Genomic DNA, 25,918 nt, shown 5'->3' on the forward strand with positions numbered 1-25,918 from the left:
CCGCGGCATGGCGGTTCCCGCCGGCGCCTCGCTTCTTGTGATGCCATGGCTCGTCCATCGCCACGAGACTCTCTGGGAACAGCCCGGCCACTTCCGGCCGGAGCGATTCCTGCCGGACCGGCGCGAGCGCATCGACCGCTTCGCCTTCCTGCCCTTTGGCGCGGGTCCGCGCGTGTGCATCGGCGCGTCCTTCGCCATGCAGGAGGGCGTGATCGCGCTGGCCGCGCTCCTGCGGCATCTTCGCTTCGATTTTGCCGGAGTCCGCGCGCCGAGGCCCGTGCAGAAGATCACCGTGCAACCCGAGGGCGGGCTGCCCATGCGCGTTTCACGCCGCTGACGGGGGCACGGTCTGCGACCGCTCGCTTGCGTTTTTCGCCGAAAGGGATCATGAAGCCCCCTCGGACCTTGGGCGAGCCTCCTTCGGGGCTCGCGCAGTCGTGTTATGCTCCGTCGGGGAGCCGGCGTCCTTGTGATGCCAGTCCCCCTTGTCGATCTCTCCGCTCAAGGGTCGTCGGAGCGCTTGAACCCAAACGGGTCCCGTAGCGTTTTGCAGCCCCGGCTCACGCCGGAGCCGTTCTTGAAGTGATTCCGAACCCGTCGCGTCCGGCGTTTCCACCGGAATGCGACACCCGCAACCCGATTCTAAAAGGAGCCGTCTTGAAGGTCGACGTCCGAGACAACAACGTGGAACAAGCGCTGCGCGCGCTGAAGAAGAAGCTGCAGCGCGAGGGCGTGTTCCGCGAGATGAAGGAGCGGCGCGCCTACGAGAAGCCCTCCGAGCGTCGCGTGCGCGAGAAGCAGGACGCCATCCGCCGCGCCCGCAAGGCCGCCCGCAAGCAGGCGCAGCGCGAGGGCCTGATCCCCGGCCCGAAGCCGAAGGTCCGCGCTGGCGCGGGCGCCGGCGCCCCCCGCTCGTAAATCGATACCGCCGCGCCCTTCCGGGCGTGCGCCTTTGATCCGAAAAGCACCGGACGCGGCCTGCCGCTCCGGTGCTTTTTTGTGGCGGGTGTTCTTAGACCGAAGGACCGGCATCCCCCTCGCGGCGCGGGGGTCGGCCGGCCACCGGCGCATCGCCGCTCCCCAGATAGCGCGAGGGATCGGCGTCGCCTGGCACGATGCGCTGGATCGCTCTCGGCTCGGCGGCTGCGCCCAGGCGCTCGACGAAGATCTGGCGGATGGTCTGCGCCGTCCAGCGCTGGGCGCGGGCGGTCGAGCCGTCCTGCACCCGCCCCCGAAACACGATGACCTGCGCGTCGGCCGTCAGCTGGTCGAGGAAGGCTTCCGGCTCGGCGAGCTGAGAGCGCCCCTCGTCCTCGCGCGACCAGGCTTCCGTGAGCGTCGAGCGGGCCGCCTCCAGATCGACCTCGCGCGGAAGCGTGATCGACCAAGCCAGAAGCCGGGAGGGCGCGCGCGAGTGGTTGCGCATCCACACGTTCCAGAGCGTCGAGTTGGGGGCGAAGACGAAGAGGCCGTCGAAGGTCTCGAGATGGCACACGAAGAGGCCGATCTCACGCACCGAGCCCGCGAAGGTCTGCGTCTCGATATAGTCGCCGACGCGAAACGGGCGCAGCCACAGGAGCATGATGCCGGCCGCGATGTTGGTGAGCGTGCCCTGCAGCGCCAGGCCGATGGCCAGGCCCGCGGCGCCGAGGACAGCCAGAAGCGAGGTCATCTGCACGCCGACCTGCGTCAGGGCGACGAGCAGCGTCAGCACGATCACGAGGTAGCGCACGATCGCAACGAGCGGCCCGCGCACCGTCTCGTCCGTGTGGCCCGTGGCGCCGAAGGCGCGGCTGACGAGAGCCGCCAGCCATCGCGCCAGGAAGAACCCGATCAGCAGAATCAGGATCGCCGCGACGAGGTTGGGCAGAAAGGCGGCGGCCTGGGCGGAAAGCGTACGAAAGAAGGTCTGGGAAGAGGCGATCGTGTCCTGGATCGGCATTGGCTGTCCTGCGGCTGCGGTTGGGCGGCGAGAGCGGTGCCCTCGCCTCCCGGACCGCCCGCTCGCCCTTCAACAAAGGACGATGCCGCCCAAAGGAAAGGGCCGCCGGCAAGAACCGGCGGCCCTTTCTCGTCCGTCGCCCCGCAAGCGCGTCCCTAGATCGAGGGCGCGCCGCGCGGCTTTTCCTTGGGTTCGTTCTCGTCCACCAGCCCTTCGAACAGGGCGGTCGAGAGGTAGCGCTCCGCAAACGAGGGAATGATCACGACGATCGTCTTGCCCTCGTTCTCGGGCCGCTGGCCGACGCGGATCGCGGCCGCGAGCGCCGCGCCCGACGAGATGCCGACCGGCACGCCCTCGAGCCGCGCCACGAGGCGCGCGGTCTCGAAGCTGTCGTCGTTGGAGACCTGCACGACCTCGTCGTAGATCTCGCGGTCGAGGATCGGCGGGGCAAAGCCGGCGCCGATGCCCTGGATCTTGTGCGGACCCGGCGCGCCGCCCGACAGAACGGGCGAGGCCTCCGGCTCGACGGCGACGACATGGACGCCCGGCTTGCGGCTCTTCAGGACCTGCCCAACGCCGGTGATCGTGCCGCCCGTGCCGATGCCGGCGACGAAGATGTCCACGGACCCGTCGGTGTCGTTCCAGATCTCCTCGGCCGTCGTGACGCGGTGAATCTGCGGGTTGGCCGGGTTTTCGAACTGCTGCGGGATCACCGCGTTGGGAATTTCGGCGCGCAGTTCCTCGGCCTTGGCGATGGCGCCCTTCATGCCGCGCGCCCCTTCCGTCAGGACGAGCTCCGCGCCGAGTAGGCGCAGCATCTTGCGCCGCTCGACCGACATCGTGTCCGGCATGGTCAGGATAAGCTGGTAGCCCTTGGCGGCTGCGGCGAAAGCGAGCGCGATGCCGGTATTGCCCGAGGTCGGCTCGATCAGCGTGTTGTGGCCCGGGCGGATCGTGCCCTCCGCCTCCAGCGCCTCCAGCATGGCGACGCCAATGCGGTCCTTCACCGAGGCGATCGGGTTGAAGAACTCGAGCTTGGCGAGAAGATGAGCCTTCACGCCCTTCTCGCGGGCGAGCTTGTCGAGGCGCACGAGAGGCGTGTCGCCGATCGTGTCGAGGATGGATTCGTAGACGCGGCCGCGCCCCCGGGTGCGGGGGCCGTCGCGGTTGACGCTGGTATCCATGGGTCTGGCCCTTCCGTTGTGGCGGTCCGTATCCCAACGGAGCCGATGCCTGCGCGGTTGCGGTGGCGCAAGACTAGCGACCCGCCCGGGCGCGACCCAGCCCCGCGCGATCTTTTCACCCCGCCCTCCGGGCAAAATCCTGCCAAGGGCCGGGTTTCCGACGCAACGCCCGTACCGCGATCAACAGCGGTCCCGGCGATGCATCAACTTTGCGGTTTCATCTTCACCGCCCGGCAAGCCGAAGCCCGGATGCTGAACGCTCAGCTTAGCTCCGGATGCCGCCGCCCCATGCCCTCGCCCTTCCGCTCGCTCATGCGCTTCTGCCTGGAACTGTCCGGCCTGGCGGTTCTGGCGACCTGCATCGCCGGGATCGCGGCCTACTACGTGTTCGGCGGCTTCGGCACGGCGGCCGCGCGCCAGGCGCTCCTGTTCTGCCTGTTCGTTCCCATCCTTTCGACGCTCCCGATCCAGATCTTCGCCGCGACGCGCCTGCGACGCCTGGAGCGCGAGAACGGGCTGCTGGCGCATGTGGCGACGCGCGACGGGCTCACGCAGGTTCTGAACCGCGACGCCTTCAAGCGAGCCGTGCAAGGCCAGCTGGCCGCGCTCGGAACGAGCGGCGGGGAGCCCGCGACGCTCCTCATCATCGACGCCGACCACTTCAAGCGCATCAACGACCGCCTCGGCCATCCCGTGGGCGACACGGCGCTGACGGCGATCGCGGCCACGCTGCGCCGCTCGGTTCGCCGCGACGACCTCGTGGGTCGCCTTGGCGGCGAGGAGTTCGGTGTCTATCTGCGCGGGGCGGGTCCCGACGAGGCGGCGATCGTGGCCGAGCGCCTGCGCGCCACGATCGAGCGGATCTTCGTCGGTCCCGCCGACCGGCGCACGCGTCTGTCGGTGTCGATCGGCGGCATCTCGCTGCGCTCGCGCGTCGCCTTCGACGCCGTCTACAAGATCGCCGACACGAACCTCTATCAGGCCAAGCGCGGCGGGCGGAACCGGGCGGTCCTGTCGCGGCTGGGCTCGCTCGGGCGCGGCGTCACGCTGGAGACCGTGCCGAGCCTTGCGCCGACGCCGCCCGCCGAGCGGCTGCGCCTTGGGGCCTGAGGGCTTTAGGCGGTGCGCCCGACGGTCCACACGGCCGCGCCCGCCATGACCAGCGCGGCGCCGCGATGAAGGACGCGCTGCGTGCCGGGCCGCGCCAGCCAGCGCCGGGCGCGGGACGCAAGAGCCGCATAGGGCGTCATCACGCACAGGAGCACGAGCGCGGTGACGAGGACGAGGATCGGCACGTCCGCCGTGCGAACCCGCGACAGGTCGATGATCGCGGGCAGGAGCGCGAGATAGAAGACGATCGTCTTCGGATTGCCGAGCGTGACCGCAAGGCCAGATATCATGCTTTCCGCAACGCCCCGGCCCGCCTCCTGCCCGATGCGGGCCTTGTCGCCCGCCGCGCGCCACAGGCGCCACGCGAGATAGGCGAGATAGGCCGCGCCCGCCCAGCGCACGACCGTGAAAAGGCTGCCGAGGAGGTCCGCCAGGAAGGCGAGCCCGAACACGGCCATCAGGAGATAGAAGAGGTCGCCGAGGATCAGCCCGGCGACGAAGCCCATGGCCGGCGCGAAGCCGGAGCCGATGGCGCGCGCGACAAGGGCGACGACGCCGGGGCCGGGGGTCGCCGCCGCAAGCCCGAGGGCCAGCGCGTAGGCAAGGATCGCCGCCGAGGTCACGAGCGTCCCGTCGAGCCGAAGCCGCCCGCCCCGCGCGCCGTCTCGCCCACGGTCTCGACCGCGTGGAAGCCAGCCTGGGGCGCGGGCGCCACCACCGCCTGGGCGATGCGCTCGCCGTGGCGGATCGTGAAGGGCTCGGCGCCGAGATTGACCAGGAGCACGAGGATCTCGCCGCGATAGTCGCTGTCCACCGTGCCGGGCGCGTTGAGGACTGTGATGCCGTGGTGGCGCGCGAGGCTGGAGCGCGGGCGCACCTGCACCTCGAAGCCGGGTGGTATGTCGAAGACGAGGCCGGTCGGCACCGCCGCGCGCCCGAGCGGGGGCAGGACGAGCGGCTCGCCGAGCGCCGCGCGAAGATCGGCGCCGGCCGCGCCCGCGCTCGCGTAGCGCGGCAGGTCGAGGTCGGCGGCGTGGGGCAGGCGTCGAACGCCGATCGGGGGCTCGCTCATGGGGACGTCCGTTCCAGAAGGCGCCGCGCGATCTCGGCGGCGAGCCGGCGGGCCACCTCGTCCTTATCCATCTCGGGCCAGCTTTCCACCCCTTCCGCCGACACGAGGCGCACCGTGTTGCGCGTGCCGCCCATGACGCCCGTCTCCGGCGAGACGTCGTTGGCGACGATGAGGTCGGCGCCCTTGGCGGCGAGCTTAGCCTTCGCGTTCGCCAGAAGGTCGGCCGTCTCGGCGGCAAAGCCAACGACGAGCCGGGGTCGGCGCGGGCCGGTGCCCACCGTGCGCAGGATGTCCGGGTTCTCGACGAGCCGGAGCGCAGGCGGCGGCTCGCCGGGGCGCTTCTTGATCTTGGTGTCGGCGCTTTCCGCCATGCGCCAGTCGGCGACGGCTGCGACGAACACGGCCGCATCGGCCGGCAGGCTCGCTTCGACGGCCGCCTGCATCTCGCGCGCCGTCTCGACGCGGTGGATTTGCGCCATGCCGCCCGGGTCCGCGATTGCGACCGGGCCGGATACGAGGACGACCTCCGCCCCCAGCGCGGCGAGCGCCCCGGCCAGCGCATGGCCCTGCCGGCCCGAGGAGCGGTTGGCGAGGAAGCGCACGGGGTCGATGGGCTCGTGCGTCGGCCCGGAAGTGACGACGATGCGCCGTCCCTTCAACGGCCCCTCCCCCAGGATCGCCTCCGCCGCCGCCACGATCTCCAGCGGCTCGGCCATGCGCCCCTCGCCGCCCTCGCCGCTTTCGGCCATCTCGCCCCGGTTCGGGCCGATCGTATGAAGGCCGTCGCCGCGCAAGGTTTCCAGCGAGCGGCGCGTCGCGGGATGGGCCCACATGGCCGGGTTCATGGCGGGGGCGAGCAGCACCGGCGCGCGCGTCGCCAAGAGAACGGCGCCGGCCAGATCGTCGCCGATGCCCGCCGCCATGCGCCCCATGCGCGCGGCCGAGGCCGGCGCGAGGATCACGAGGTCGGCCGAGCGCGCGAGCCGGATATGGCCGACGTCCTGTTCGTCCTCGCGGTGGAAGAGCTCGCCGTAGACGCGCGAGGCGCTGAGCGCGCCGACCGAGAGCGGCGTCACGAACTCCGCCGCCGAGCGCGTCATCACCGGCACGACGCTCGCGCCGCGCTCGCGCAGGCGTCGGATGAGGTCGAGGCATTTGTAGGCCGCGATGCCGCCGCCCACGATCAGGACGACGCGCTTTCCCGCCAGCGCGCTCATGCAGCCGGGTCCGGCTGCGAGCGCACGACGATGTGGCGGAAGCCGCAGCCCTTCGCGAGAAGCAGCGCGTCGGCGGTACGATTCATCAGACTATCCACGGCAGCGCGGCCAAGGCGACCAGACTAGGTTTCCGGCGGCCGGGGCGCAATCAGCCGAAGGTCAGCTGCCAGGCGATCACGGCGAGCGAGAGGGCGCCGATGATCTGCGCGGCGTGGCCGATGGCGATGGCGGTGCGCCCTTCCTTGGCCAGCTCCATCAGGTCGTCGTCGTTGATGTGGATGCCGTTCTCGATGAGTTCGGGCATGTTCTTGGTGAAGACCTCGATGCCGACCGCCAGTTCCGGCAGTCGGCGCGCGATGCGGCCGAGCGCGTCCAGCCCCTCGCGCGCGTCGCGCAGCTTGGCGCGCGGCCCGAGCTCGCCGTAGATATAGGAGGAGACCACCGGCTCGGCGGCGCGCCACATGTTGAAGCGCGGGTCGTAGGAGCGCGCGACGCCTTCCACCACGACCATGGTCTTCTGCAGGAGCACGAGCTCGGGGCGCGCGCGCATCTCGAAGAGTTCGGTCACCTCGAAGAGCAGCGTCAGGAGATGGGCCATCGAGATCGTCTCGGCCGGCTGGCCGTGGATTGGTTCGCCGATGGCGCGCAGCGCCTGCGCGAAGGAGGCGACGTCCTTGCCGCGCGGCACGTAGCCCGCCTCGAAGTGGAGTTCGGCCACGCGCCGGTAGTCGCGCTGGATGAAGCCGTAGAGGATCTCGGCGAGGAAGCGGCGCGAGTCCGACGACAGGCGGCCGACGATGCCGAGGTCCACGGCCACCACCGCGCCGTCCGGCGCGACGAACAGGTTTCCCGGATGCATGTCGGCATGGAAGAAGCCGTCGCGCATGGCGTGGCGCAGGAAGCCCTGCACGACCTTGACGGCGAGCGCGTCGAGATCGTGTCCGGCGGCGGCCACGGCCGCCACGTCGTTCATCTTGAGGCCGTCCACCCATTCCATGCTGAGGACGTCTCGGCCCGTGCGCTCCCAGTCCACGTGGGGGACGCGGAAGTCCTCGTCGTCGCGGATGTTGTCGGCCATCTCGGACGAAGCCGCCGCCTCGAGGCGCAGGTCCATCTCGATGCGGGTGGACTGGGCGAGCGTCTCGACCACCGCCACGGGCCGCAGCCGGCGCGAGGCGGGAACCAGCCGCTCCAGCGCGCGGGCGATGAAGGCGAAGGCTTCCAGCTCGCGCCGGAAGCGCTGGCGCACGCCCGGCCGGATGACCTTCACGGCGACGGGCTTCAACTCGCCCTCGGCCGTGCGCACGACGGCGCGGTGGACCTGGGCGATCGAGGCCGCGCCCACGACCTCGCCGAACTCCACGAAGAGGTCGTCGATCCGCCGCCCGAGCGTCGCCTCGATGTCCTGGATCGCGCGCTCGCGCGGGAACGGCGGCACCTTGTCCTGAAGCATGCCGAGTTCGAGCGCGATGCCGGTACCCACGATGTCGGGCCGCGTCGCGAGGAACTGGCCAAGCTTCACGTAGGAGGGACCGAGCCGGTTGAGAGCTGCGGACAAGCGCTCGGAGCGCGCCGAGCGCTTGGCGGAGCGGCTTGCGAACAGGCCCGCCGCGCGGTGCGCCAGAAGGCCGAGCGGCGGCAGTCCCTCGGTCGGCAGGGCTGAGACGACGCCCTCGCGCGCGAGGATGTAGAGGGCCCGCAGGAGCGCGACGGTGCCGGTGATGGGATTGGCCAAGAACGTGCCTTACCTGGGCTGCGGATCTAGGGACGAACGCGGGGCTCTGCCGGGAGACTTCAGAGCTTCCAGCCCGAATGGATCGCGGCGATGCCGCCGGTGAGGTTGCGGTAGGTCACGCGCTCGAAGCCCGCGCGGCGGATCGCGCTCGCGAAGCTTTCCTGGTTCGGGAAGCGGCGGATCGATTCCACGAGGTAGCTGTAGGACTCGCGGTCCTTGGCCACGATCTCGCCGATGCGCGGAATCACCCCGAAGGACCAGGCGTCGTAGAGCTTGTCGAGGACCGGCAGGTCCACCTCGGAGAATTCGAGGCACAGGAAGCGCCCACCCGGCTTCAGCACGCGGAAGGCTCCCGACAGCGCGAGGTCGATGCGCGGCACGTTTCGGATGCCGAAGGCGATCGTATAGGCGTCGAAGCTGGCGTCCGGCAGGTCGAGGCTCTCGGCATTGCCTTCCACGAAGCGCAGGTTGCCCGACAGGCCGCGCTTTTGCGCCCGCTCGCGCCCGACCGCGAGCATGGAGCCGTTGATGTCGAGAACCGTGCCGTCCGCCGCGCCGCCGGACGCTTCCACGATGCGGAAGGCGACGTCGCCCGTGCCGCCCGCGACATCCAGGAACCGCCAGCCGGCCCGGCGCGGCGGCGAGAGCCAGGCGACGGCCGCGTTCTTCCACACCCGGTGCAGGCCGCCCGACATGAGGTCGTTCATCACGTCGTAGCGCTCCGCCACGCGGTGGAACACCTCGTTGACGCGCGCCTGCTTCTCCTCGCGGCCCGAGACGCTCTCGAAGCCGTAGGACGTCTCCATGCCGTCGGTGGCGTTGACGCGGGTGCGCGACATGGCGGGCTCTCCTGTTGGCGGCCGTCCGGGAACGAGGGGTTCCTTCGGCCTTCCGGTCCGGGGTGCTTAGCGGAACGGGGTCCGGCGCACCATATGGGGCGGAAGGACGAGGACACCCGGGAGGGACAATAAGAAGCCATGCCCGAATTGCCAGAGGTCGAGACGGTGCGCCGCGGTCTGCAGCCGGTGCTGGAGGGGGCGCGGATCGGGCGCGCGGAACTGCGGCGCGCGGGGCTTCGCTTTCCCTTCGACCCGTTGTTCGCCGAGCGGGTGGCGGGGCGCCGCGTCGAGCGGCTCGACCGGCGCGCCAAGTACCTTCTGGCGCGGCTGGAAGGCGACCTGACGCTCGCCATGCATCTGGGCATGTCCGGCTCGTTCCGCATCGAGGACGCGCGGCACCCGGAGGGCGAGGTCGTGGCGGGGGCCGGCTTCCACATGGCGCGCTCGGAGGACCGGCTTCACGATCACGTCGTCTTCCACATGGAGGCGCCCGCCTCGCGCATCGTCTTCAACGATCCGCGCCGCTTCGGCTACATGACGCTGATCGAAGGGAGCGACGAGGCGGCCCATCCCCATTTCCAGCGCCTCGGCATCGAGCCGGTGGGCGATGCACTGGACGGCGCTTCGCTCGCCCGCCGCCTGCGGGGCAAGGCGACGCCGCTGAAGAGCGCGCTTCTCGACCAGACGATCGTGGCCGGGCTCGGCAACATCTATGTCTGCGAGGCGCTCTGGCGCGCGCGCCTTTCGCCCCGGCGCCTCGCCGGCACGCTGGTGCGCGCCGACGGCGGCCCGACGAAGCGCCTCGACCGTCTCGCCCGCGACATCCGCGAGACCATCGCCGACGCGATCGAGGCCGGCGGCTCGACGCTGCGCGACTACCGGCAGGCCGACGGCTCGCTCGGCTATTTCCAGCACCGCTTCGCCGTCTACGACCGCGAGAACGAGCCCTGCCGCCACGAGGGCTGCCGGGGGGTCGTGGCGCGCATCGTCCAGTCCGGGCGCTCGACCTTCTTCTGCCCGGTCTGCCAGAGGTGACGGCGGCCCCCTACCCCGTGACGCCGGACGGGCGTTACTTCGTGGCGAAGAATCGGCTGTGGCGCCGGACCGACCCCGCGCTCGGCGAGGCGGAGCGCGAGGCGGCCGTCGGCGACCTGATGCGCGCGCGCCGCCTCGTTCGCGACGCGGCGGACGACGGGGAGCGGCGCGCGGCGCGCGCGCTCGTGGACGAGGCCAAGCGCCGGCTCGGCGAGCGAGGACCCGTCTGGTGGCACGACGGGGCGCCCGATCTCAACCGGCACGCCCCGCACAACACGCCCTACGCGGCCTGGTTCGCCGCGCTTCCCGAGGCCGAACGTGAGCGGGCCGGCGCGTAAGCCGCGCCGCGGTTGACGCAACCGGACACCAGCCTTATAAGGCGCGCAGTTTTCCGGCGGCGTCTTCGGATGCGGCCCGATCCGTCGTGCGGGCCTTGGCGGCATCGCCCGGCAGAATCCCAACCTCACCCCAAGGGTGCGGGACGGCCCCGACGGCCTCTCCCTCGCTCTTCGAACCATTCGAGAGAGACTGCTCATGGCCAATACGCCGTCGGCCAAGAAGGCCGCCCGCAAGATCGCCCGTCGCACGGCGATCAACAAGTCGCGCCGCTCCCGCGTGCGCACCTTCCTCCGCAAGGTCGAGGAAGCCATCCTGACGGGCGACAAGGCCGCGGCGCAGGCCGCCTTCAAGGCCGCCGAGCCCGAGCTGGCCCGGGCCGCCTCGAAGGGCGTGGTCCATCGCAACACCGCCTCGCGCAAGATCTCTCGTCTGGCGAGCCGCGTGAAGGCCGTCGGCGCCGCTTCCTAAGCGCACCTCCTTCTTCAAAGACCTCAAAGGCCCGGGCTCGTCCCGGGCCTTTTTGCGTTTGGGTCCCTCCGATCGCAGACCACGCCAATGGTTGCCGCGCCAGGAAACGTCAAACGTTAACGTTTGAAACACCTGTCCTAACAGTGTCTTACACGTTTTCCACAGGCCCGGCTGTGAGTCTTTGCCCCATATCAGGGCGTTCCGGAGTCAAGCATTCGCGGTCAAAATAAATCCGCGATCTCGCCTTCTTCACAGCCCGGTTCATGTTGCTGCGCGGAATCTGGAATAGAGTCAGCGCATTACGCATCGAGCTGTGGATTTCGGCCTTCGCGGGATTGCCACAGTCTCGCCACGGGGCGGTCCCGACGCTCGATTCAACGCTTGCCCGCCCCGCGCCGCTTGCGTAGCTTTTTCTCAACAGCAAGTGCCTTCCGGGGGGAAGGTTGGGGACAAGAGCCGTTTTCCAACGAAATCCCGAGCCGCGCCGCCGCCCGAACGGGTTCCCGGCATCGTGGCCCGGCCCCACCGGGCGAGGAACATGATGCGCTGCGCGCCTCGGCGCGATCCATACGTCTTGTAACTGCGTTTCGCCGACCCTCGCCTCGGGGCGTCGGTGCGTTTGGAGTAGATCGATGACCCACCCCTACGAGGGCGACGTGACCGCGGAGGCGTGCTGGAACGCCCTGCGGACCGAGCCCGACAGCTTTCTGGTCGACGTGCGCACCAGTGCGGAGTGGAACTTCGTCGGCTTCCCGGAGAGCCCCGAGGGCGCCCGCGCGCCGATCTTCGCGGAATGGCAGTCCTACCCGTCCATGAGCGTCGATCCGGCCGGCTTCGTGGCCAGGGTGGCGGGCGCGGTCGAGGCGGCCGGCGGCTCGCGCCAGTCGCGCATCTACTTCCTGTGCCGTTCGGGCGCCCGCTCGATGTCGAGCGCCGCCACCCTGACGGGCGCGGGCTTCGAGCATTGCTTCAACGTCGCGGACGGCTTCGAGGGCCCGCCGGACGACGAGGGCCATCGCGGACGCGTCGCCGGCTGGAAGGCCGCCGGCCTGCCCTGGAGGCAGAAATGAGCGCGCTTCACCAGAACGCCGGCCGCCGCCCGGCTCCGCGTCCGCCAGCCTCCCGCCTGATCCCGGCCGCCACGGCTGCCCTGCCCCTCGAGGCCGCCCCCATGCCGCAGACCGACGCCGACATCCTGGAACGCGTGAGCGCGCGTCTGAAGGCCCAGCTCGGCCCGGAGGTCTTCGCCTCCTGGTTCACGCGCATGAAGCTCGACCAGGTCGGCAAGGGCGTGGTGCAGGTTTCCGTGCCCACCGCGTTCCTGCGCACCTGGATCAACGGCCACTATCGCGACCTCCTCGCGCAAATCTTCGCCGACGAGGTTCCCGGCACGCTGCGGGTCGATATCGTGGTGCGCTCGGCGGTGCGGGGCGCAGCGCCCGTTCGCCCGGCCGATGCCGCCGTTTCCCGCGTGCCGGTCGCGGCCTCCGCGCCGGTCGCCGGGCGTCCCGCCCAGCTGGAGCGCGCGGCACCCGCCACGGAGCCCAACAGCCAGCGGCCCGAGTTCGGCTCGCCGCTCGACCCGCGCTATGTCTTCGAGACCTTCGTGGAGGGCGCCTCCAACCGGGTGGCGCTCGCCGCCGCCCGCTCGATCGCCGAGAACGGCCCCGCCTCGGTGCGCTTCAACCCGCTCTTCCTCCACGCCTCGGTGGGCCTCGGCAAGACGCACCTCCTCCAGGCCATCGCCAACGCCGCGCTCCAGCGGGCCGACCGGCCGCGCGTCGTGTACCTGACGGCCGAGTACTTCATGTGGCGCTTCGCCACCGCGATCCGCGACAACCAGGCCCTCGACTTCAAGGAGAACCTGCGCGGCATCGACATCCTGATCATCGACGACATGCAGTTCCTGCAGGGCAAGTCGATCCAGCAGGAGTTCTGCCATCTCCTGAACGCGCTGATCGATTCGGCGCGCCAGGTGATCGTGGCGGCCGACCGCCCGGCCTTCGAGCTCGAATCGCTGGACGGGCGGGTGCGCTCGCGCCTGTCGGGCGGCGTCTCTATCGAGATGGCCCATCCCGACCTCGACATGCGCCGCGGCATCCTGCAGACGCGGGTCTCGGCCATGCGGGGCGAGGACCCCTCGTTCGCGGTGAACGAGACGGTGATCGACACGATCGCCCGGCGCGTCGCCGGCTCGGGCCGCGACCTCGAGGGCGCGTTCAACCAGATCGCCTTCCGCCATGCGGTCGGCCAGCCGCTCTCCAACGACCACCTCGACGACCTTCTCAACCAGCTGACCCGCACCGGCGGCGAGAAGCGGATCCGGATCGAGGACATCCTGAAATTCGTGTCGCGCCACTACAACGTGTCGCGCACCGACATCCTCTCGGCCCGGCGCACGCGCACCATCGTGCGCCCGCGCCAGATCGCGATGTATCTTGCCAAGACCATGACGCCGCGCTCGCTGCCAGAGATCGGCCGGCGCTTCGGCGGGCGCGACCACACGACCGTGCTCCACGCGGTGCGCAAGATTGAGGCGGAGCGGGCCAACGACGAGAAGCTCTCCGAGGAGCTCGACGTCATCCGCCGCATGATCGAGGAGTGAGGCCGCAGGCGGGCTACGCTCCGCCTTCTCCCCGCTCATCACAGGCTTTCGAGCACGCGGGGCGGGTTTTGCTTTGCGCCGTCACCGGCTTGATCTAAAAGGTTCGGACCCTTTTTCACGGGCCTCGCCCTCTGGGCGGGGCCTTCGCGTTCCGAGCGGTTCCCTGTCATGCGTATCACGATCGAGCGGTCGAACCTCCTGCGGTCCCTGTCGCATGTCCACCGCGTGGTGGAACGGCGCAACACGATCCCGATCCTGTCCAACGTCCTCCTCAAGACCGAGGACGGGGCGCTGCGCCTCAAGGCCACCGACCTCGACATCGAGATCACCGAGCGCGTGCCGGCGAGCGGCGACCAGGACGGCGCGACCACGGTTCCCGCGCACCTTCTCTACGACATCGTGCGCAAGCTCTCGGACGGCTCCGAGGTGGAGCTGCACACCAATGGCGAGGGCGGTCAGATGACCGTCACCTCGGGGCGCTCCAACTTCCGTCTCCAGTGCCTGCCCGAGGCCGACTTCCCCGACATCACGACCGGCAACTTCACGCACGCCTTCACGCTCAAGGCGTCCGACCTCGCGCGCCTCATCGAGCGCACGCAGTTCGCCATCTCCACCGAGGAGACGCGCTACTACCTGAACGGCATCTTCCTCCACACGATCGAGTCCGGGGGCGCCCTGCGCCTTCGCGCGGTGGCGACCGACGGCCATCGCCTGGCGCGCGCCGAGATGGACGCGCCTGTCGGCTCGGAGGGGATGCCGGGCATCATCATCCCCCGCAAGGCCGTGTCGGAGATCCAGAAGCTCCTCGGCGAGGCCGACGACACGGTTGAAGTCGAGTTGTCGGACGCCAAGATCCGCTTCACCGTGGGCGAGGTCGTGATGACCTCGAAGCTTATCGACGGCACCTTCCCGGACTACCAGCGCGTCATCCCGACCGGCAACGACAAGGCGCTGCGCCTCGACCGGCAGAGCTTCAGCCAGGCGGTCGACCGCGTGTCCACCATCTCCACCGAGCGCGGGCGCGCGGTGAAGCTGGCGGTGGCCGACAGCCAGCTGACGCTCACCGTCAACTCGCCCGACAGCGGCACGGCGACGGAGGAACTCGCGGTCGGCTACGATTCCGACGAGATCGAGATCGGCTTCAACGCCAAGTACCTCCTCGACATCACCGGCCAGCTGTCGGGCGAGGAGGCTGTGTTCATGCTGGCCGATCCGGGCTCGCCGACCCTGATCCGCGACGGCGGCGACGAGGGCACGCTCTACGTCCTCATGCCGATGCGCGTCTGAGCGCGATCGAGGCGGACGCCCCCTCCCCGGCGGTCTCGCTGCCGGTCGAGGCACTTCAGCTCGCCGACTTCCGCAACTACCGCCAGCTCTCGGTCGGCTTTGAGAGCCGCTTCGTCGTGTTCCACGGCGACAACGGCGCGGGCAAGACCAACCTCCTGGAAGCGCTCTCGCTGCTCTCGCCCGGCCGGGGCCTGCGGCGCGCGAGCTACGGCGAGATGGCGCGGGCCGGCGGCTCGGGCGCGTTCTCGGTGCGCGCGAGCCTCGGCTCCCCGGCGACGGGGCGGCTCGACGTCCAGACGCTCGTGCGGCCCGACGAGAACGGCTCCTCGCGCATGGTGCGCTTCGACGGCACGCCCGCGCGCACCGTCGACGAACTCCTCGACCATCTGCGCGTCGTGTGGCTGACGCCGGCGATGGACGGGCTCTTCACGGGTCCCGCCGGCGACCGGAGGCGCTTTCTCGACCGCATGGTCCTGACGGTCGACCCGGCCCACGGGCGCCGCGCGCTCGACTACGAGCGTCTCGTGCGCGGGCGCAACAAGCTCCTCTCCGAGGACCGTCTCGACGACCGCTGGCTGCTGGCGATCGAGCGGCAGATGGCCGAGCACGGGCTGGCGCTGGCGCTCGCGCGGGCCGATCTCGCGCAACGCCTGGCGGCGCGCATCGAGGCAACCGCCGGCTCGCCCTTTCCGCTGGCGGAACTGCGCCTCCAGTCGGGCTACGAGGAGATTGACCTCGCGGGTCCGGCCGCTGATCTCGAAGACCTCGTCGCCGCGCGCCTGCGCGAGCGGCGCGTGCTCGACCGGGCCGCCGGACGCACCACCGAGGGGCCGCACCGCGCCGAGCTCGAGGTGCGCCATCGCCTCAAGGACATGCCGGCCGCCCTTTCCTCCACCGGCGAGCAGAAGGCGCTCCTGATCGGGCTGGTGGTTGCCCATGCCCGGCTGGTGGAGGCGTCTTCCGGCATGGCGCCGGTCCTCCTTCTCGACGAGGTCGCGGCGCATCTCGACCCCGGCCGGCGCGCCGCGCTCTTCGACATCCTGGAGGATCTCGGCGTCCAGAGCTTCCTGACGGGAACCGACGCCTCGCTGTTCGAGGCGCTGGGAGCCCGCGCGCAGCGCCTCGCCGTCTCGGAAGGACAGGTGCCATGACCTCTTCCCCCGCGCCTTCCCCCCTGTCGCGCGACGAGATCGAGCGCTACGCGCGCCATCTCGTCTTGCCGGAGATCGGCGGCCCCGGCCAGCAGCGCCTGGCGCAGGCCCGCATCCTCCTGGTCGGCGCCGGCGGCCTCGGATCGCCCGCCGCCCTCTACCTTGCCGCCGCCGGCGTCGGCACGCTCGGCCTCGCCGACGACGACCACGTGTCGCTGTCCAACCTTCAGCGCCAGATCCTGCACGGGACCGCCGACGTCGGGCGCCCGAAGCTCGACAGCGCGGCGGACGCGATCCACCGTCTCAACCCGCATGTCAGGGTCGAGCCGCATGCGCTTCGCCTCGACGCCGAGAACGGTCCCGCGATCGTCGGGCGCTACGACCTCGTGATCGACGGCTCCGACAACTTCGCGACGCGCTATGCGCTGGCGGCCCTGTGCGAGGCGGCGGAGCGACCGCTCGTCAGCGCCGCCGTCCAGCGCTTTTCCGGCTCGCTGACGGTGCTGACCCCCTTCCGGACGGATGCGGACGGCCGTCCCTGTCCGCGCTACGGCGACCTCTTCCCGAGCCCGCCGCCGGAGGGAATGGTACCCACCTGCGCCGAGGCCGGGATCCTGGGTGTCGTCACCGGCATCCTCGGCACGCTGGCCGCTGCCGAGGCCATCAAGCTCGTGACGGGGGCCGGCACACCGCTCGTCGGACGGCTGCTCCTCGTCGACACGCTGCGGATGCGCTTCGAGGAGATCCGGTACCGCAGGCCGGCAACGGCCGAGCGTTCGTAAGGATTCGATTTTCAGCGAATGCCCGCCTTAACCAAGCGGAGCATTTGCCGACGATTCACCATAACGAGTCCGTGATCTTTTCATGGACGTCCATCATCCTCCCGCCAGAAGAACGAAGCTTCCCTTCCGTCACCCAGCTGACGAACGGGAGAACAACGGTTCGGGTGCGAGGAGAAACCACGATGAAGCCGATCGCCGTTCTGGGTGCGGGCCTGGCGGGCCTGACCGCCGCCGACGAGCTGAGACGGCGCGGCCTCCCTGTGATCGTGTTCGAGGCCGGTCGCGCGGTCGGTGGCATGGCCGCCTCGTTCAAGGACGAGGAAGGCTTCTCCTACGACTACGGCGCGCACTTCATCAGCAACCGGCTCGCCAGGGCTCTTGGCTCCGAATCCATCTGCCGCACCGTTCGCCACTACGGCGAGGCGGTGACCGTGAACGGACGCAACTACAGCCATCCGTTCGGGCTCATGCTGGACCCGCACTTCCTGGCGGGTGCGGTCGCCGCGCGCATGACGCGCCATGAGGGCCGAGCGCCCCATGCCGCCGCCCTCTTCCGCCGCCTCTACGGCGAGCCGATGGCCGAGGCGGTCGCCATCCCGCTCGTGGAAGCCTGGTCCGGCGCCCCGGCCGACGAGCTTGCCCCCTCGGTCGGCGAGAAGTTCGGCAACAGCGTCCTGAAGTCGCTCTATCTCAACGCCGCCGCCAAGGTGACGAAGCGCGCCGTGTGCAACGGCTATACGCGCACGATGCCCGAGGGCGCGGGGGTCTACCATGTCTATCCGGAAGGGGGCATCGCCAAGCTCCTGGAGCCTGCGCTGAACCGCCTGTCCGGCTCGGTGCGGCTGGAGTCGCCGGTGGAGCGCGTCGTCGTGGAGCGGGGCCGCGTCGCGGCGGTGCGCGTCCACGGCCAGGACATCCCGGTCTCGGCCGCGATCTCGACCGCCCCGGTCCACGTCCTGCCGCGGCTTCTCGAGGGCAGCGACGCGCTGGACGGGCTGAAGGGCTTCCGCTACCGCCCCATGATCTTCGTCAACCTGCGCTTCCTCGGGCGCCATCTCCTTCCCGACACGATGGCTTGGGTCCCGGATCGCAAGCAGACCTTCTTCCGCGTGACGGAGGCGCCCTTCTCGATGCCGCAGCTCGCGCCCGAGGGAAAGACGCTGCTCACCTTCGACATCGGCTGCGAAGTCGGCGACGAGCGCTGGACGATGAGCGACGAGGAACTCGCCAAGCGCTGCCTCGACGGCTTGTGCGAGATCTACGGCGAGCACCTGCGCGCGAGCTACCTGGGAGCCGGCGGCACGATCCGCACCCCCGTTTCCTATCCCGTCTACCTCTCGAAATACGAGGACGAGCGGCAGCGCTTCAGCCGCTCGACCGGCGTCGAAGGCCTCTGGAGCATCGGGCGCAACGGCGAGTTCGCCCATATCCTGATGGAGGACGTCTACTGGCGCACGATCCACCGCATGGAGGATGTCGCGCGCTATGTCGGCGGCGAGACGATGGTCGAGGCGCGGGCGACGGGCACGCAGGCCATCGCAGCCTGAGCAACGGGTTCGGCGAACTGACAGGATCGGCGGATGATCGCTTTTCGGGTCGTGCTGAAGGAGGACGCATGTTCACCCACGTGATGATCGGCAGCAACGATCTGGAGCGATCCAAGCGGTTCTACGACGCCACGTTCGCCGCCTTGGGAGGCCGGCCGGGCGAGTGGGATGCGAGAGGCCGGCTGGTCTACATCCACGAGAACGGGCGGCTGATGGTCACGAAGCCGATAGACGGCCTTCCCGCAAGCGCCGCCAATGGCGGCACCATCGGCATCGCGGCGGCCAGCCCCGACCACGTCCTCGCCTGGCACGAGGCGGGCAAGACGCATGGCGGACGGGCGATCGAGACCCCGCCGAGCGAGCGCCCGAACGGGGCCTTCGTCGCCTATCTCAGAGATCCCGATGGAAACAAGCTGACCGCCCGATCCGCGGCGACGCGCGAGGCTTGAGGCAGGGCTGCCGTCCGCAGGACGAGGCCCGGACGCGATGGCGGGAAGGGATCGTTAACCGCGATCCGCGATAGTCGGACCCATCAGACGACGCGCAGTCCAGCCTCCGGTCGCCGCCATGGCGGCGCGCAGGGGCCGGGTCTGCCGCGCTCCAGGAGTCCGTTGCTTCCCGTGTCCTCCCCCATCCACTCCCGCATCCTCACCGCCCTTCTCGGCTTGACGGTGCTTTGCACCGCGCTGCCCGTCGCGCACGCACAGACCCCCGCCGCCGCCGCGACCCGCCCGGAAGGGGCGCTGACCGAATCCACCGAGACCGCCGAGCCCGGCGAGGGGTCGGCGACCGGAGCCGCGCGCCTGCCGCTGCCCCGCTTCGTGTCGCTGAAGGCGGCGCGCGTGAACCTGCGCGTCGGCCCCGGCAAGGACTATGCGGTCTCCTGGCTCTACCTGAAGCCCGGCCTGCCGGTGGAGATCATCCAGGAATACGACCTGTGGCGCCGCATCCGCGACGCGGAAGGCACCGAGGGTTGGGTGCACCGCTCGCTCCTGTCGGGCGACCGCACCGCGCTGGCCGCTCCCTGGCTGAAGGGCAAGAAGGAAGCGACGATCGCGATGCACCGCTCGGCGGCCACCGATGGTCCGGTCGTGGCTGAGATGGAGCCGGGCGTCGTCACCAAGGTGCGCGAGTGCTCGTTCGGCTGGTGTCAGGTCGAGGCGGCGGGCCGCAAGGGCTTCGTCGCCCAGAACGAGATCTGGGGCGTGTATCCCGACGAGCGCTTCTGAGCGCGCCGGTTCCGGGCACGAAAAGGGCCGGCGGGTGATCCCGGCCGGCCCTTTCTGTATCCGGGAGAGATCGGCCTCAGACGCCGGGCGCAGCCTTGCGGCGCAGGCGCACCACGACATCCACGTTGACGATCTCCATGCCCTCGGGCGGCGTGGGCAGGTTGCCGACCTGGATCGTGCCGTGGGGAATGTCGATCATCGTGTTCTCGGACTCCACGAAGAAGTGATGGTGGTCCGAGGTGTTGGTGTCGAAATAGGTGCGCTGCCCCTCGGCCGAGAGGGGGCGCACGATGCCGGCATCCGTGAACTGATGCAGCGTGTTGTAGACGGTGGCCAGCGACACGGGCTCGCCGGCCTTGTGGGCTTCCTCGTGCAGGTCCTCCGCCGACAGGTGGCGGTCGCCCGCCCCGAAGATAAGGTTGCACAGGGCCACGCGCTGGCGCGTCGGGCGAAGGCCGGCGGCACGCAGGCGCTCGAAGACGCAGAAACCCTGCGTCTTGGCGGCCGGATGGTCGTGCGCGTGGGTCGTGACCCGCTGGTCCATGGATCGGCTTTCCGGCATAAAGTTGACTTTGGGTCCCAAGTTTTATGAGCGGCGGCGAGAGATCGCAACCCCTCGGGCTTCCGGGAGCGTGACGCCTATTCTAGCGGCTCGCGCACCGGGCGACAATCGCGAGGCAGGGCGGGAGCGGTCCCCGTCCACCGGCCATCAGCCCGCGCAGGCCGCGCGGAGCCGCGCGATCGCGGCGCCCGAGCCCTTGAGCGGCAGGCGGAACGCGCCGGACGGACCGGACACCTCGACCTCCCGCCCCTTCGACAGGAGGTTCAGGAGAGCGTCCGCCTGCTCCAGCCGATCCTCGCGGGCGAAGCGGCTCGCGCCCGTGCCGTTCGGTTCGGGCTCGGCGGTAACCGTGGTGCTCTGAGCCATTCCGTCGACCGAGAGAACCAGCGTGCGGGGGCGGTCGTCGGAAAAGCGCGTTCCATCGCCCGACAGGATCAGGCGGACGCGCCCAGGCCCCGCGCAGCGGAAGACGAGGCCGGCCAGCCGCCCCTTCTGCGTGAAGCCCGCGCTGGTCGCGCCCCCCTCCACTTCGGCCTTCCAGACCTGCGCGGCGGCGGGAAGCGGAAGGCCGCACAGAAGCGGGATCAGGAGCGGGACGGCACGAAACGGAAGCGGCATCGCGGGGTCATCCGGTGGAAGCGAGGAGGATCGCATTGCGGCTTAGCGCATTTGCCCTCACCGCGCCCCGTGCTAAGGGCGTCGGCGCGACGATTGGGCGGCCAGGCCGCGCGAACCCAAGGGCAGGGCGATGAGCAGCACGGCGACACGATTCGGCAAGGAAGAACTCCTCGCCTGCGCGCGTGGGGAGATGTTCGGTCCCGGCAACGCGCAGCTGCCGCTGCCGCCCATGCTGATGTTCGACCGTATCACCGAGGTCACCACCGACGGCGGCCAGTTCGGCAAGGGCTCGATCCGGGCCGAGTTCGACGTCTCGCCGGACCTCTGGTTCTTCGCCTGCCACTTCCAGGGCGACCCGGTCATGCCCGGCTGCCTCGGCCTCGACGCGCTCTGGCAGCTCACGGGCTTCTATCTCGGCTGGCTCGGCGAAGCGGGCCGCGGCCGCGCGCTCGGCGTCGGCGAGGTCAAGTTCACGGGCCAGGTGACGCCCAAGGTCAAGCTGGTCGAGTACGGCGTCGAATTCCGGCGCGTCATGCGCTCCAAGCTCAAGCTCGGCATCGCCGAAGGCTGGATGAAGGCCGACGGCGAGGTCATCTATCAGGCGAGCAACCTGCGCGTCGGCCTGTTCCAGGACGCCGACGAGCCGGCCGGCGGCTGAGCGCCGCCGTCCGCGTGACATGAGGCCCCGGCCGGAACGGCTGGGCCAGACTTTGAGGAGATTTCGGCCATGCGTCGGGTCGTCGTGACCGGAATGGGCATCGTTTCGTCGATCGGTGTCGGGCTGGAGGCCGTGTCGGCCTCGCTGCGCGAGGCGAGATCCGGCATCTCCTTCTCGCCCGACTTCGCCGAGCATGGCTTCCGAAGCCAGGTGTGGGGTCGCCCCGAGCTCGACGTCGCCGAGCACGTCGACCGCCGGGCCCTGCGCTTCCTGTCGGAGGGCGCGGCCTGGAACCACGTCGCGATGAGCCAGGCCATCGCCCACTCGGGCCTCGAAGAGGGCGATGTTGCGGGCAACGAGCGCACCGGCATCATCATGGGCTCGGGCGGACCCTCGACGCGCACGATCTTCGAGGCCGCCGAGACGACGCTCAAGAACAAGAGCCCCAAGCGCATCGGCCCCTTCGCCGTGCCGAAGGCCATGAGCTCCTCGGCCTCGGCGACGCTCGCGACCTGGTTCAAGATCCACGGCGTGAACTACTCGATCTCGTCGGCCTGCTCGACCTCGGCCCATTGCATCGGCAACGCGGCCGAGCAGATCCAGTGGGGCAAGCAGGACGTCATGTTCGCCGGTGGCCACGAGGGGCTCGACTGGACCATGGCCGACCTCTTCGACGCCATGGGCGCCATGTCGTCCAAGCACAACGACACCCCGGCCACCGCCTCGCGTGCCTATGACGTCAGCCGCGACGGCTTCGTGATCTCGGGCGGGGCTGGCGTGCTCGTCCTGGAGGAGCTGGAGCACGCGCGGGCGCGCGGCGCGACGATCCATGCCGAACTCGTCGGCTACGGCGCGACCTCGGACGGCCACGACATGGTGGCGCCGTCCGGCGAGGGTGCGGTGCGCTGCATGCGCCAGGCGATGGCGAACGTTGGCGGTTCGATCGACTACATCAACACCCACGGCACGGCGACCGGTGTCGGCGACGCCAAGGAGATGGCGGCGGTGCGCGAGGTCTTCGGCGACCGCGCGCCCTTCATCTCGTCCACCAAGTCGCTGACCGGCCACAGCCAGGGCGCGGCCGGCGCGCAGGAGGCGATCTACTCGCTCCTCATGGTGGCCGGCGACTTCCTCGCCGAAAGCGCGCATATCGAGACGCTGGACCCCGAGTTCGAGGGCCTGCCGATCCTGCGCGAGCGGCGCGACGGGCGGATCGAGCGCGTCATGTCGAACTCCTTCGGCTTCGGGGGAACCAACGCATCGCTGGTGTTCCAGCGCTACTAGGCTTGAGGGTCATGGGCGATCTGATGAAGGGCAAGCGCGGCCTCGTGATGGGCGTCGCCAACCACAACTCCATCGCCTGGGGCGCGGCCAAGGCGCTGGCGGCTCAAGGGGCGGAGCTCGCCTTCAGCTACCAGGGCGAGGCCTTCGGCAAGCGCCTGCGACCGCTGGCGGCCGAGGTCGGCTCCTCGCTGCTCCTCGACTGCGACGTCGAGGACATCGCCTCGGTGGATCGCGTCTTCGAGACGCTGGAGAAGGAGTGGGGGCGGATCGACTTCGTGATCCATGCCATCGGCTTCTCCGACAAGAACGAGCTGAAGGGCCTCTACGCCGACACGACGCGCGAGAACTTCACCCGCACCATGGTGATCTCGTGCTTCTCGTTCACCGAGATCGCCAAGCGCGCCGCCGCCATCATGAACAACGGCGGCTCGATGGTGACGCTGACCTATGGCGGGTCGATGCGCGTCATGCCGAACTACAACGTGATGGGCGTCGCCAAGGCCGCGCTGGAGGCCTCGGTGCGCTACCTCGCGGCCGACTTCGGCCCGCGCGACATTCGCGTCAACGCCGTGTCCGCCGGGCCCATGCGCACGCTGGCGGGCGCCGGCGTCTCGGATGCGCGCCTCATGCTGAACTACCAGCGCCGCAACGCGCCCATGCGCCGCAACGTCACGCACGAGGAGGTCGGCAACTCGACGCTCTACCTCCTGTCGGACCTGTCGCGCGGCGTGACCGGCGAGATCCACTACGTCGACGCCGGCTACAACATCATGTCGATGCCTGCCCTCGACGAGTTGAAGGCGCAGGAGCGCCGCGCCGAGATCGTCGGCGAGGCGGTGGGCGGGAGCGTTTCCGAGGCCGCCAAGTAGGGCTCAGGCGAAGCGCGAGCGGATCTCGCTCGCCACGCGCATCGGCGTCTCGAGGCTCGGCAGGTGGCCGCAGGCCTCGAGCTCCACGAAGCGGGCATCGGGCATCCGCTCCGCCATGAGCTGCCCCTCGGCCGGCGGCGAGAATCCGTCCTCGGCTCCCCAGATCAGAAGGGTCGGCACGTCGACCGAGGCAAGATCGCCGAGCCGGTCGGGCCGCGTCGCCAGCGCCTCGTTCTGGGCAAGCAGGCGATCGGTCGGCGCACGCGCCGCCATGCGGCGGAACGTGTCGGCCGCTTCCTGTCCCCTGCCCTCCTCCTCGAACACGATGCGCCGGGCCATGTCCTCGTTCATCTCGGCGGCGAGGCCCGCCTCGATCCGGGCGCGGCGCTGGTCGAACACCGCGCGATCGGCCGGCGCGCGGGCGCTCGCGCCCATCACCACGAGGCCGCGCAGGTTGGCCGGTCGCAGCAGCGCCACCTCGCGCGCGACATGGCCGCCGAAGGACGTGCCGCCGACCACGAACGGGCGCCCGGCGGCATGAGCCACGACCTGTGCGGCGCAGGCCTTGAGGTCAGGCTCCTCCCCGATCACGCACTCGCAGTCGAAGTCCGGTCGCAGCAGCGGCACGAACGGTTCGAAGAGGTCGCCGTCGCAGGCGAAGGCGGGAACCAGCAGGAGGAGCATGGGCGTATCCCGGAACTCTGGGTGGGCGTTGCGGCCCATGTAGGTCAGCTAGGCTTAACGACGATTTGCCGAGCGCGGCGCAAGCGGCTATGGCGACCCCGCCATCCTCCCACTGAAAGCATTCCCCCATGCAGAAGCGACCGCTCGGTCGGACCGGCCTCCAGGTCGGCCGCATCAGCCTCGGCACCATGACCTTCGGCGAGCAGAACACCGAAGACGAGGCGCACCGGCAGCTCGACCGGGCCGTCGAGCGCGGCGTCGATCTTCTCGACACGGCCGAACTCTACCCGATCCCGCCCAAGGCCGAGACGCAAGGAGCGACCGAGCGCTTCATCGGCTCCTGGCTGCGGCAAGGCGTCAACCGCGAGCGGGTGCTCGTCGCCACCAAGGTGGTCGGCCGTTCCGACTCGCGCTGGTTCCGCGACGACGAATCCAAGCCCCGCCTCGACCGCCGCAACATCGAGGAGGCCGTCGACAAGTCGCTGGCGCGCCTCGGCATCGAGACGATCGACCTTTATCAGGTCCACTGGCCCGACCGGCCGACCAGCGGCTTCGGCGCCGTGCCGACGCGCTGGAAGTCGCCTGCTCCCGACGCCGACGAGGTGCCGATCGAGGAGACGCTGGAAGCGCTGGCCGGGTTGGTGCAGAGCGGCAAGGTCCGCCATGTCGGCCTCTCCAACGAGAGCGGCTGGGGCACGATGCGCTTTCTAGCCGCCAGCGAGCGGGGCGAGGGTCCCCGCGTCCAGTCGATCCAGAACGCCTACAACCTCCTCAACCGGACGTTCGAAACGGCGCTGGCCGAGATCGCACTTCGCGAGGATGTCGGGCTCCTCGCCTACTCGCCGCTGGCGCAGGGGTTCCTGACCGGCAAATACGCCAACGGCGCGCTGCCCGCCGGCTCGCGCAAGGCGCTGTTCGACCGGCAGCAGCGCTACGAGCGCCCCGGCGCGGCCGAGGCCGTGGATGCTTATGTGCGTCTGGCCGCCGAGTTCGACCTCCACCCCGCGACGTTCGCCAACGCCTTCGTGATCAACCAGCCCTTCGTGACCGCGACGATCCTGGGCGCGACCTCGGTGGAGCAGCTCGACCGGAGCCTCGACGCCGAGGACGTGCGGTGGACCGACGAGATGCAGGCCGCGGTGGACGCCGTCCACCAGCGCGTCGGCAACCCGGCGCCCTGATCCCGTGCCGGTCCGCGCCGCCTACGCCTACCGCAACGGCCAGCGGCTGCGGCCGGTCTCGCTGGAGGAGCCCGTCCCACCGGACGCCGACTTCGCCTGGATCTCGATCGTCGATCCGGACGAGATGGACCTGACGCTTCTGGCCAGGCGGTGCGCGCTGCATCCGCAGATCGTGCGCGATGCGGGCGACGAGCACGTGCGCCCGAAGCTGACGCTGCGCGGCGACGAGATCGTGGTCAACGCGCGGACCGTGACGCGCGAGGGCGATGCGATCCGCTACGGCACGCTCGCGCTGTTTCTCGGTCGGGACCACCTCATCAGCGTACGGGTCGGCGACTTCGCCGACCCGCAGAGCGTGCGCGACCAGCTGGAGGAGGCGCCGGACCTCCTCGCACAAGGGGTCGACTACGTTCTCTACGCCGTTCTCGACTTCGTGGTGGCGGGCTATCTCGCCGTCGTCGAGTCGGTCGAGGAGGACCTGTTCGAGCTGGAACGGCGGGCGCTCGACACCTTCCTGCGC

Annotated in this window: 29 protein-coding genes; 19 read left to right on the top strand and 10 right to left on the bottom strand. The window is 70.2% G+C overall.

Features of this window, described 5'->3' with window-relative positions; translation table 11 throughout:
* Nucleotides 1–337: cytochrome P450 (locus tag AUL35_RS17035; RefSeq protein WP_156418051.1), on the top strand; the 337-nt coding region annotated here is incomplete at its 5' end.
* 320 nt (nucleotides 338–657) lie between these two features.
* Complete coding sequence (rpsU, locus tag AUL35_RS17040; protein WP_062016892.1) at nucleotides 658–918, top strand: 30S ribosomal protein S21; 261 nt, start codon at nucleotides 658–660, stop codon at nucleotides 916–918.
* Between the two features lie 94 nt (nucleotides 919–1,012).
* Here the strand turns inward: rpsU and AUL35_RS17045 are convergent, their stop codons facing one another.
* Together AUL35_RS17045 and cysK are read right to left on the bottom strand one after the other, a co-directional pair.
* Nucleotides 1,013–1,942 (bottom strand): mechanosensitive ion channel family protein, encoded by a 930-nt coding sequence (locus AUL35_RS17045; RefSeq protein ID WP_062016894.1) that lies wholly within the window; start codon nucleotides 1,940–1,942, stop codon nucleotides 1,013–1,015.
* 155 nt (nucleotides 1,943–2,097) lie between these two features.
* A complete protein-coding gene (gene cysK, locus AUL35_RS17050; protein ID WP_062016896.1) occupies nucleotides 2,098–3,126 on the bottom strand; it encodes a cysteine synthase A in 1,029 nt (342 codons plus the stop codon).
* Nucleotides 3,127–3,414: 288 nt separating this feature from the next.
* Between cysK and AUL35_RS17055 the strand changes: the two genes are divergently transcribed.
* Nucleotides 3,415–4,236, top strand: a complete 822-nt coding sequence (locus AUL35_RS17055) for a GGDEF domain-containing protein (RefSeq protein WP_062016898.1) — start codon at nucleotides 3,415–3,417, stop codon at nucleotides 4,234–4,236.
* Between the two features lie 5 nt (nucleotides 4,237–4,241).
* Here AUL35_RS17055 and AUL35_RS17060 read toward each other — a convergent pair whose 3' ends face one another.
* The 5 genes from AUL35_RS17060 to ubiE form a co-directional block, all read right to left on the bottom strand.
* Nucleotides 4,242–4,859 (bottom strand): LysE family translocator, encoded by a 618-nt coding sequence (locus tag AUL35_RS17060; protein ID WP_062016900.1) that lies wholly within the window; start codon nucleotides 4,857–4,859, stop codon nucleotides 4,242–4,244.
* Entirely contained in the window at nucleotides 4,856–5,308 is a 453-nt protein-coding gene (gene dut / locus AUL35_RS17065; protein WP_062016902.1) for a dUTP diphosphatase, read from the bottom strand. The genes AUL35_RS17060 and dut overlap by 4 nt, the downstream gene beginning before the upstream one ends.
* Nucleotides 5,305–6,525: a bifunctional phosphopantothenoylcysteine decarboxylase/phosphopantothenate--cysteine ligase CoaBC gene (gene coaBC / locus AUL35_RS17070; RefSeq protein ID WP_062016904.1), complete on the bottom strand. Its 1,221-nt coding sequence runs from the start codon at nucleotides 6,523–6,525 to the stop codon at nucleotides 5,305–5,307. Before coaBC ends, dut begins: the two co-directional genes overlap by 4 nt.
* Nucleotides 6,526–6,673: 148 nt before the next feature.
* Nucleotides 6,674–8,260, bottom strand: a complete 1,587-nt coding sequence (ubiB, locus tag AUL35_RS17075) for a 2-polyprenylphenol 6-hydroxylase (RefSeq protein ID WP_062016906.1) — start codon at nucleotides 8,258–8,260, stop codon at nucleotides 6,674–6,676.
* A 59-nt stretch (nucleotides 8,261–8,319) separates the two neighbouring features.
* A complete protein-coding gene (gene ubiE, locus AUL35_RS17080) occupies nucleotides 8,320–9,099 on the bottom strand; it encodes a bifunctional demethylmenaquinone methyltransferase/2-methoxy-6-polyprenyl-1,4-benzoquinol methylase UbiE (protein WP_062016908.1) in 780 nt (259 codons plus the stop codon).
* A 138-nt stretch (nucleotides 9,100–9,237) separates the two neighbouring features.
* On the opposite strand from ubiE, the gene mutM reads away from it, so the two are divergent.
* From mutM to AUL35_RS17135, 11 genes are all read left to right on the top strand, one after another.
* A complete protein-coding gene (gene mutM / locus AUL35_RS17085; RefSeq protein ID WP_062016910.1) occupies nucleotides 9,238–10,134 on the top strand; it encodes a bifunctional DNA-formamidopyrimidine glycosylase/DNA-(apurinic or apyrimidinic site) lyase in 897 nt (298 codons plus the stop codon).
* Nucleotides 10,131–10,472 carry a hypothetical protein gene (locus AUL35_RS17090; protein ID WP_062016912.1) on the top strand — a complete coding sequence of 114 codons (342 nt, stop codon included), beginning with the start codon at nucleotides 10,131–10,133 and terminating at the stop codon, nucleotides 10,470–10,472. Before mutM ends, AUL35_RS17090 begins: the two co-directional genes overlap by 4 nt.
* A gap of 196 nt (nucleotides 10,473–10,668) precedes the next feature.
* Entirely contained in the window at nucleotides 10,669–10,941 is a 273-nt protein-coding gene (gene rpsT, locus AUL35_RS17095; protein WP_062016913.1) for a 30S ribosomal protein S20, read from the top strand.
* 632 nt (nucleotides 10,942–11,573) lie between these two features.
* Entirely contained in the window at nucleotides 11,574–12,011 is a 438-nt protein-coding gene (locus AUL35_RS17100; protein ID WP_062016915.1) for a rhodanese-like domain-containing protein, read from the top strand.
* 101 nt (nucleotides 12,012–12,112) lie between these two features.
* Nucleotides 12,113–13,546 carry a chromosomal replication initiator protein DnaA gene (gene dnaA / locus AUL35_RS17105; RefSeq protein WP_062016936.1) on the top strand — a complete coding sequence of 478 codons (1,434 nt, stop codon included), beginning with the start codon at nucleotides 12,113–12,115 and terminating at the stop codon, nucleotides 13,544–13,546.
* Between the two features lie 168 nt (nucleotides 13,547–13,714).
* Entirely contained in the window at nucleotides 13,715–14,833 is a 1,119-nt protein-coding gene (dnaN, locus tag AUL35_RS17110) for a DNA polymerase III subunit beta (protein WP_062016917.1), read from the top strand.
* A gap of 5 nt (nucleotides 14,834–14,838) precedes the next feature.
* Nucleotides 14,839–15,984: a DNA replication/repair protein RecF gene (gene recF / locus AUL35_RS17115; protein ID WP_082666398.1), complete on the top strand. Its 1,146-nt coding sequence runs from the start codon at nucleotides 14,839–14,841 to the stop codon at nucleotides 15,982–15,984.
* Complete coding sequence (moeB, locus tag AUL35_RS17120; protein ID WP_062016921.1) at nucleotides 15,981–16,766, top strand: molybdopterin-synthase adenylyltransferase MoeB; 786 nt, start codon at nucleotides 15,981–15,983, stop codon at nucleotides 16,764–16,766. Before recF ends, moeB begins: the two co-directional genes overlap by 4 nt.
* A 182-nt stretch (nucleotides 16,767–16,948) precedes the next feature.
* The gene (locus AUL35_RS17125) at nucleotides 16,949–18,313 is read left to right on the top strand and encodes an NAD(P)/FAD-dependent oxidoreductase (RefSeq protein ID WP_082666399.1); all 1,365 of its coding nucleotides are present in this window, start codon (nucleotides 16,949–16,951) and stop codon (nucleotides 18,311–18,313) included.
* Between the two features lie 68 nt (nucleotides 18,314–18,381).
* The gene (locus tag AUL35_RS17130; RefSeq protein WP_062016923.1) at nucleotides 18,382–18,762 is read left to right on the top strand and encodes a VOC family protein; all 381 of its coding nucleotides are present in this window, start codon (nucleotides 18,382–18,384) and stop codon (nucleotides 18,760–18,762) included.
* 237 nt (nucleotides 18,763–18,999) lie between these two features.
* Nucleotides 19,000–19,542 carry an SH3 domain-containing protein gene (locus AUL35_RS17135; RefSeq protein ID WP_082666403.1) on the top strand — a complete coding sequence of 181 codons (543 nt, stop codon included), beginning with the start codon at nucleotides 19,000–19,002 and terminating at the stop codon, nucleotides 19,540–19,542.
* A gap of 76 nt (nucleotides 19,543–19,618) precedes the next feature.
* On the opposite strand, the gene irrA is transcribed toward AUL35_RS17135, so the two are convergent.
* Both irrA and AUL35_RS17145 read right to left on the bottom strand, forming a co-directional pair.
* The gene (gene irrA / locus AUL35_RS17140) at nucleotides 19,619–20,086 is read right to left on the bottom strand and encodes an iron response transcriptional regulator IrrA (protein WP_082666400.1); all 468 of its coding nucleotides are present in this window, start codon (nucleotides 20,084–20,086) and stop codon (nucleotides 19,619–19,621) included.
* 165 nt (nucleotides 20,087–20,251) lie between these two features.
* The gene (locus AUL35_RS17145) at nucleotides 20,252–20,722 is read right to left on the bottom strand and encodes a hypothetical protein (protein ID WP_062016925.1); all 471 of its coding nucleotides are present in this window, start codon (nucleotides 20,720–20,722) and stop codon (nucleotides 20,252–20,254) included.
* A 130-nt stretch (nucleotides 20,723–20,852) separates the two neighbouring features.
* Here AUL35_RS17145 and fabA point away from each other — a divergent pair, with 130 nt between their 5' ends.
* From fabA to fabI, 3 genes are all read left to right on the top strand, one after another.
* The gene (fabA, locus tag AUL35_RS17150) at nucleotides 20,853–21,380 is read left to right on the top strand and encodes a 3-hydroxyacyl-[acyl-carrier-protein] dehydratase FabA (protein ID WP_062016927.1); all 528 of its coding nucleotides are present in this window, start codon (nucleotides 20,853–20,855) and stop codon (nucleotides 21,378–21,380) included.
* Between the two features lie 69 nt (nucleotides 21,381–21,449).
* Nucleotides 21,450–22,664: a beta-ketoacyl-ACP synthase I gene (gene fabB / locus AUL35_RS17155; RefSeq protein WP_062016929.1), complete on the top strand. Its 1,215-nt coding sequence runs from the start codon at nucleotides 21,450–21,452 to the stop codon at nucleotides 22,662–22,664.
* 11 nt (nucleotides 22,665–22,675) lie between these two features.
* Nucleotides 22,676–23,533, top strand: a complete 858-nt coding sequence (fabI, locus tag AUL35_RS17160; RefSeq protein ID WP_062016931.1) for an enoyl-ACP reductase FabI — start codon at nucleotides 22,676–22,678, stop codon at nucleotides 23,531–23,533.
* Between the two features lie 3 nt (nucleotides 23,534–23,536).
* On the opposite strand, the gene AUL35_RS17165 is transcribed toward fabI, so the two are convergent.
* Nucleotides 23,537–24,217: an alpha/beta fold hydrolase gene (locus AUL35_RS17165; protein WP_062016933.1), complete on the bottom strand. Its 681-nt coding sequence runs from the start codon at nucleotides 24,215–24,217 to the stop codon at nucleotides 23,537–23,539.
* A gap of 128 nt (nucleotides 24,218–24,345) precedes the next feature.
* Here AUL35_RS17165 and AUL35_RS17170 point away from each other — a divergent pair, with 128 nt between their 5' ends.
* Both AUL35_RS17170 and AUL35_RS17175 read left to right on the top strand, forming a co-directional pair.
* A complete protein-coding gene (locus AUL35_RS17170; RefSeq protein WP_062016935.1) occupies nucleotides 24,346–25,398 on the top strand; it encodes an aldo/keto reductase in 1,053 nt (350 codons plus the stop codon).
* Nucleotides 25,399–25,402: 4 nt separating this feature from the next.
* Nucleotides 25,403–25,918 (top strand): CorA family divalent cation transporter (locus AUL35_RS17175; protein WP_280137349.1); only part of this gene is annotated, 516 nt, incomplete at its 3' end.

Source organism: Aureimonas sp. AU4 (assembly GCF_001463765.1).
GTDB lineage: Bacteria > Pseudomonadota > Alphaproteobacteria > Rhizobiales > Rhizobiaceae > Aureimonas.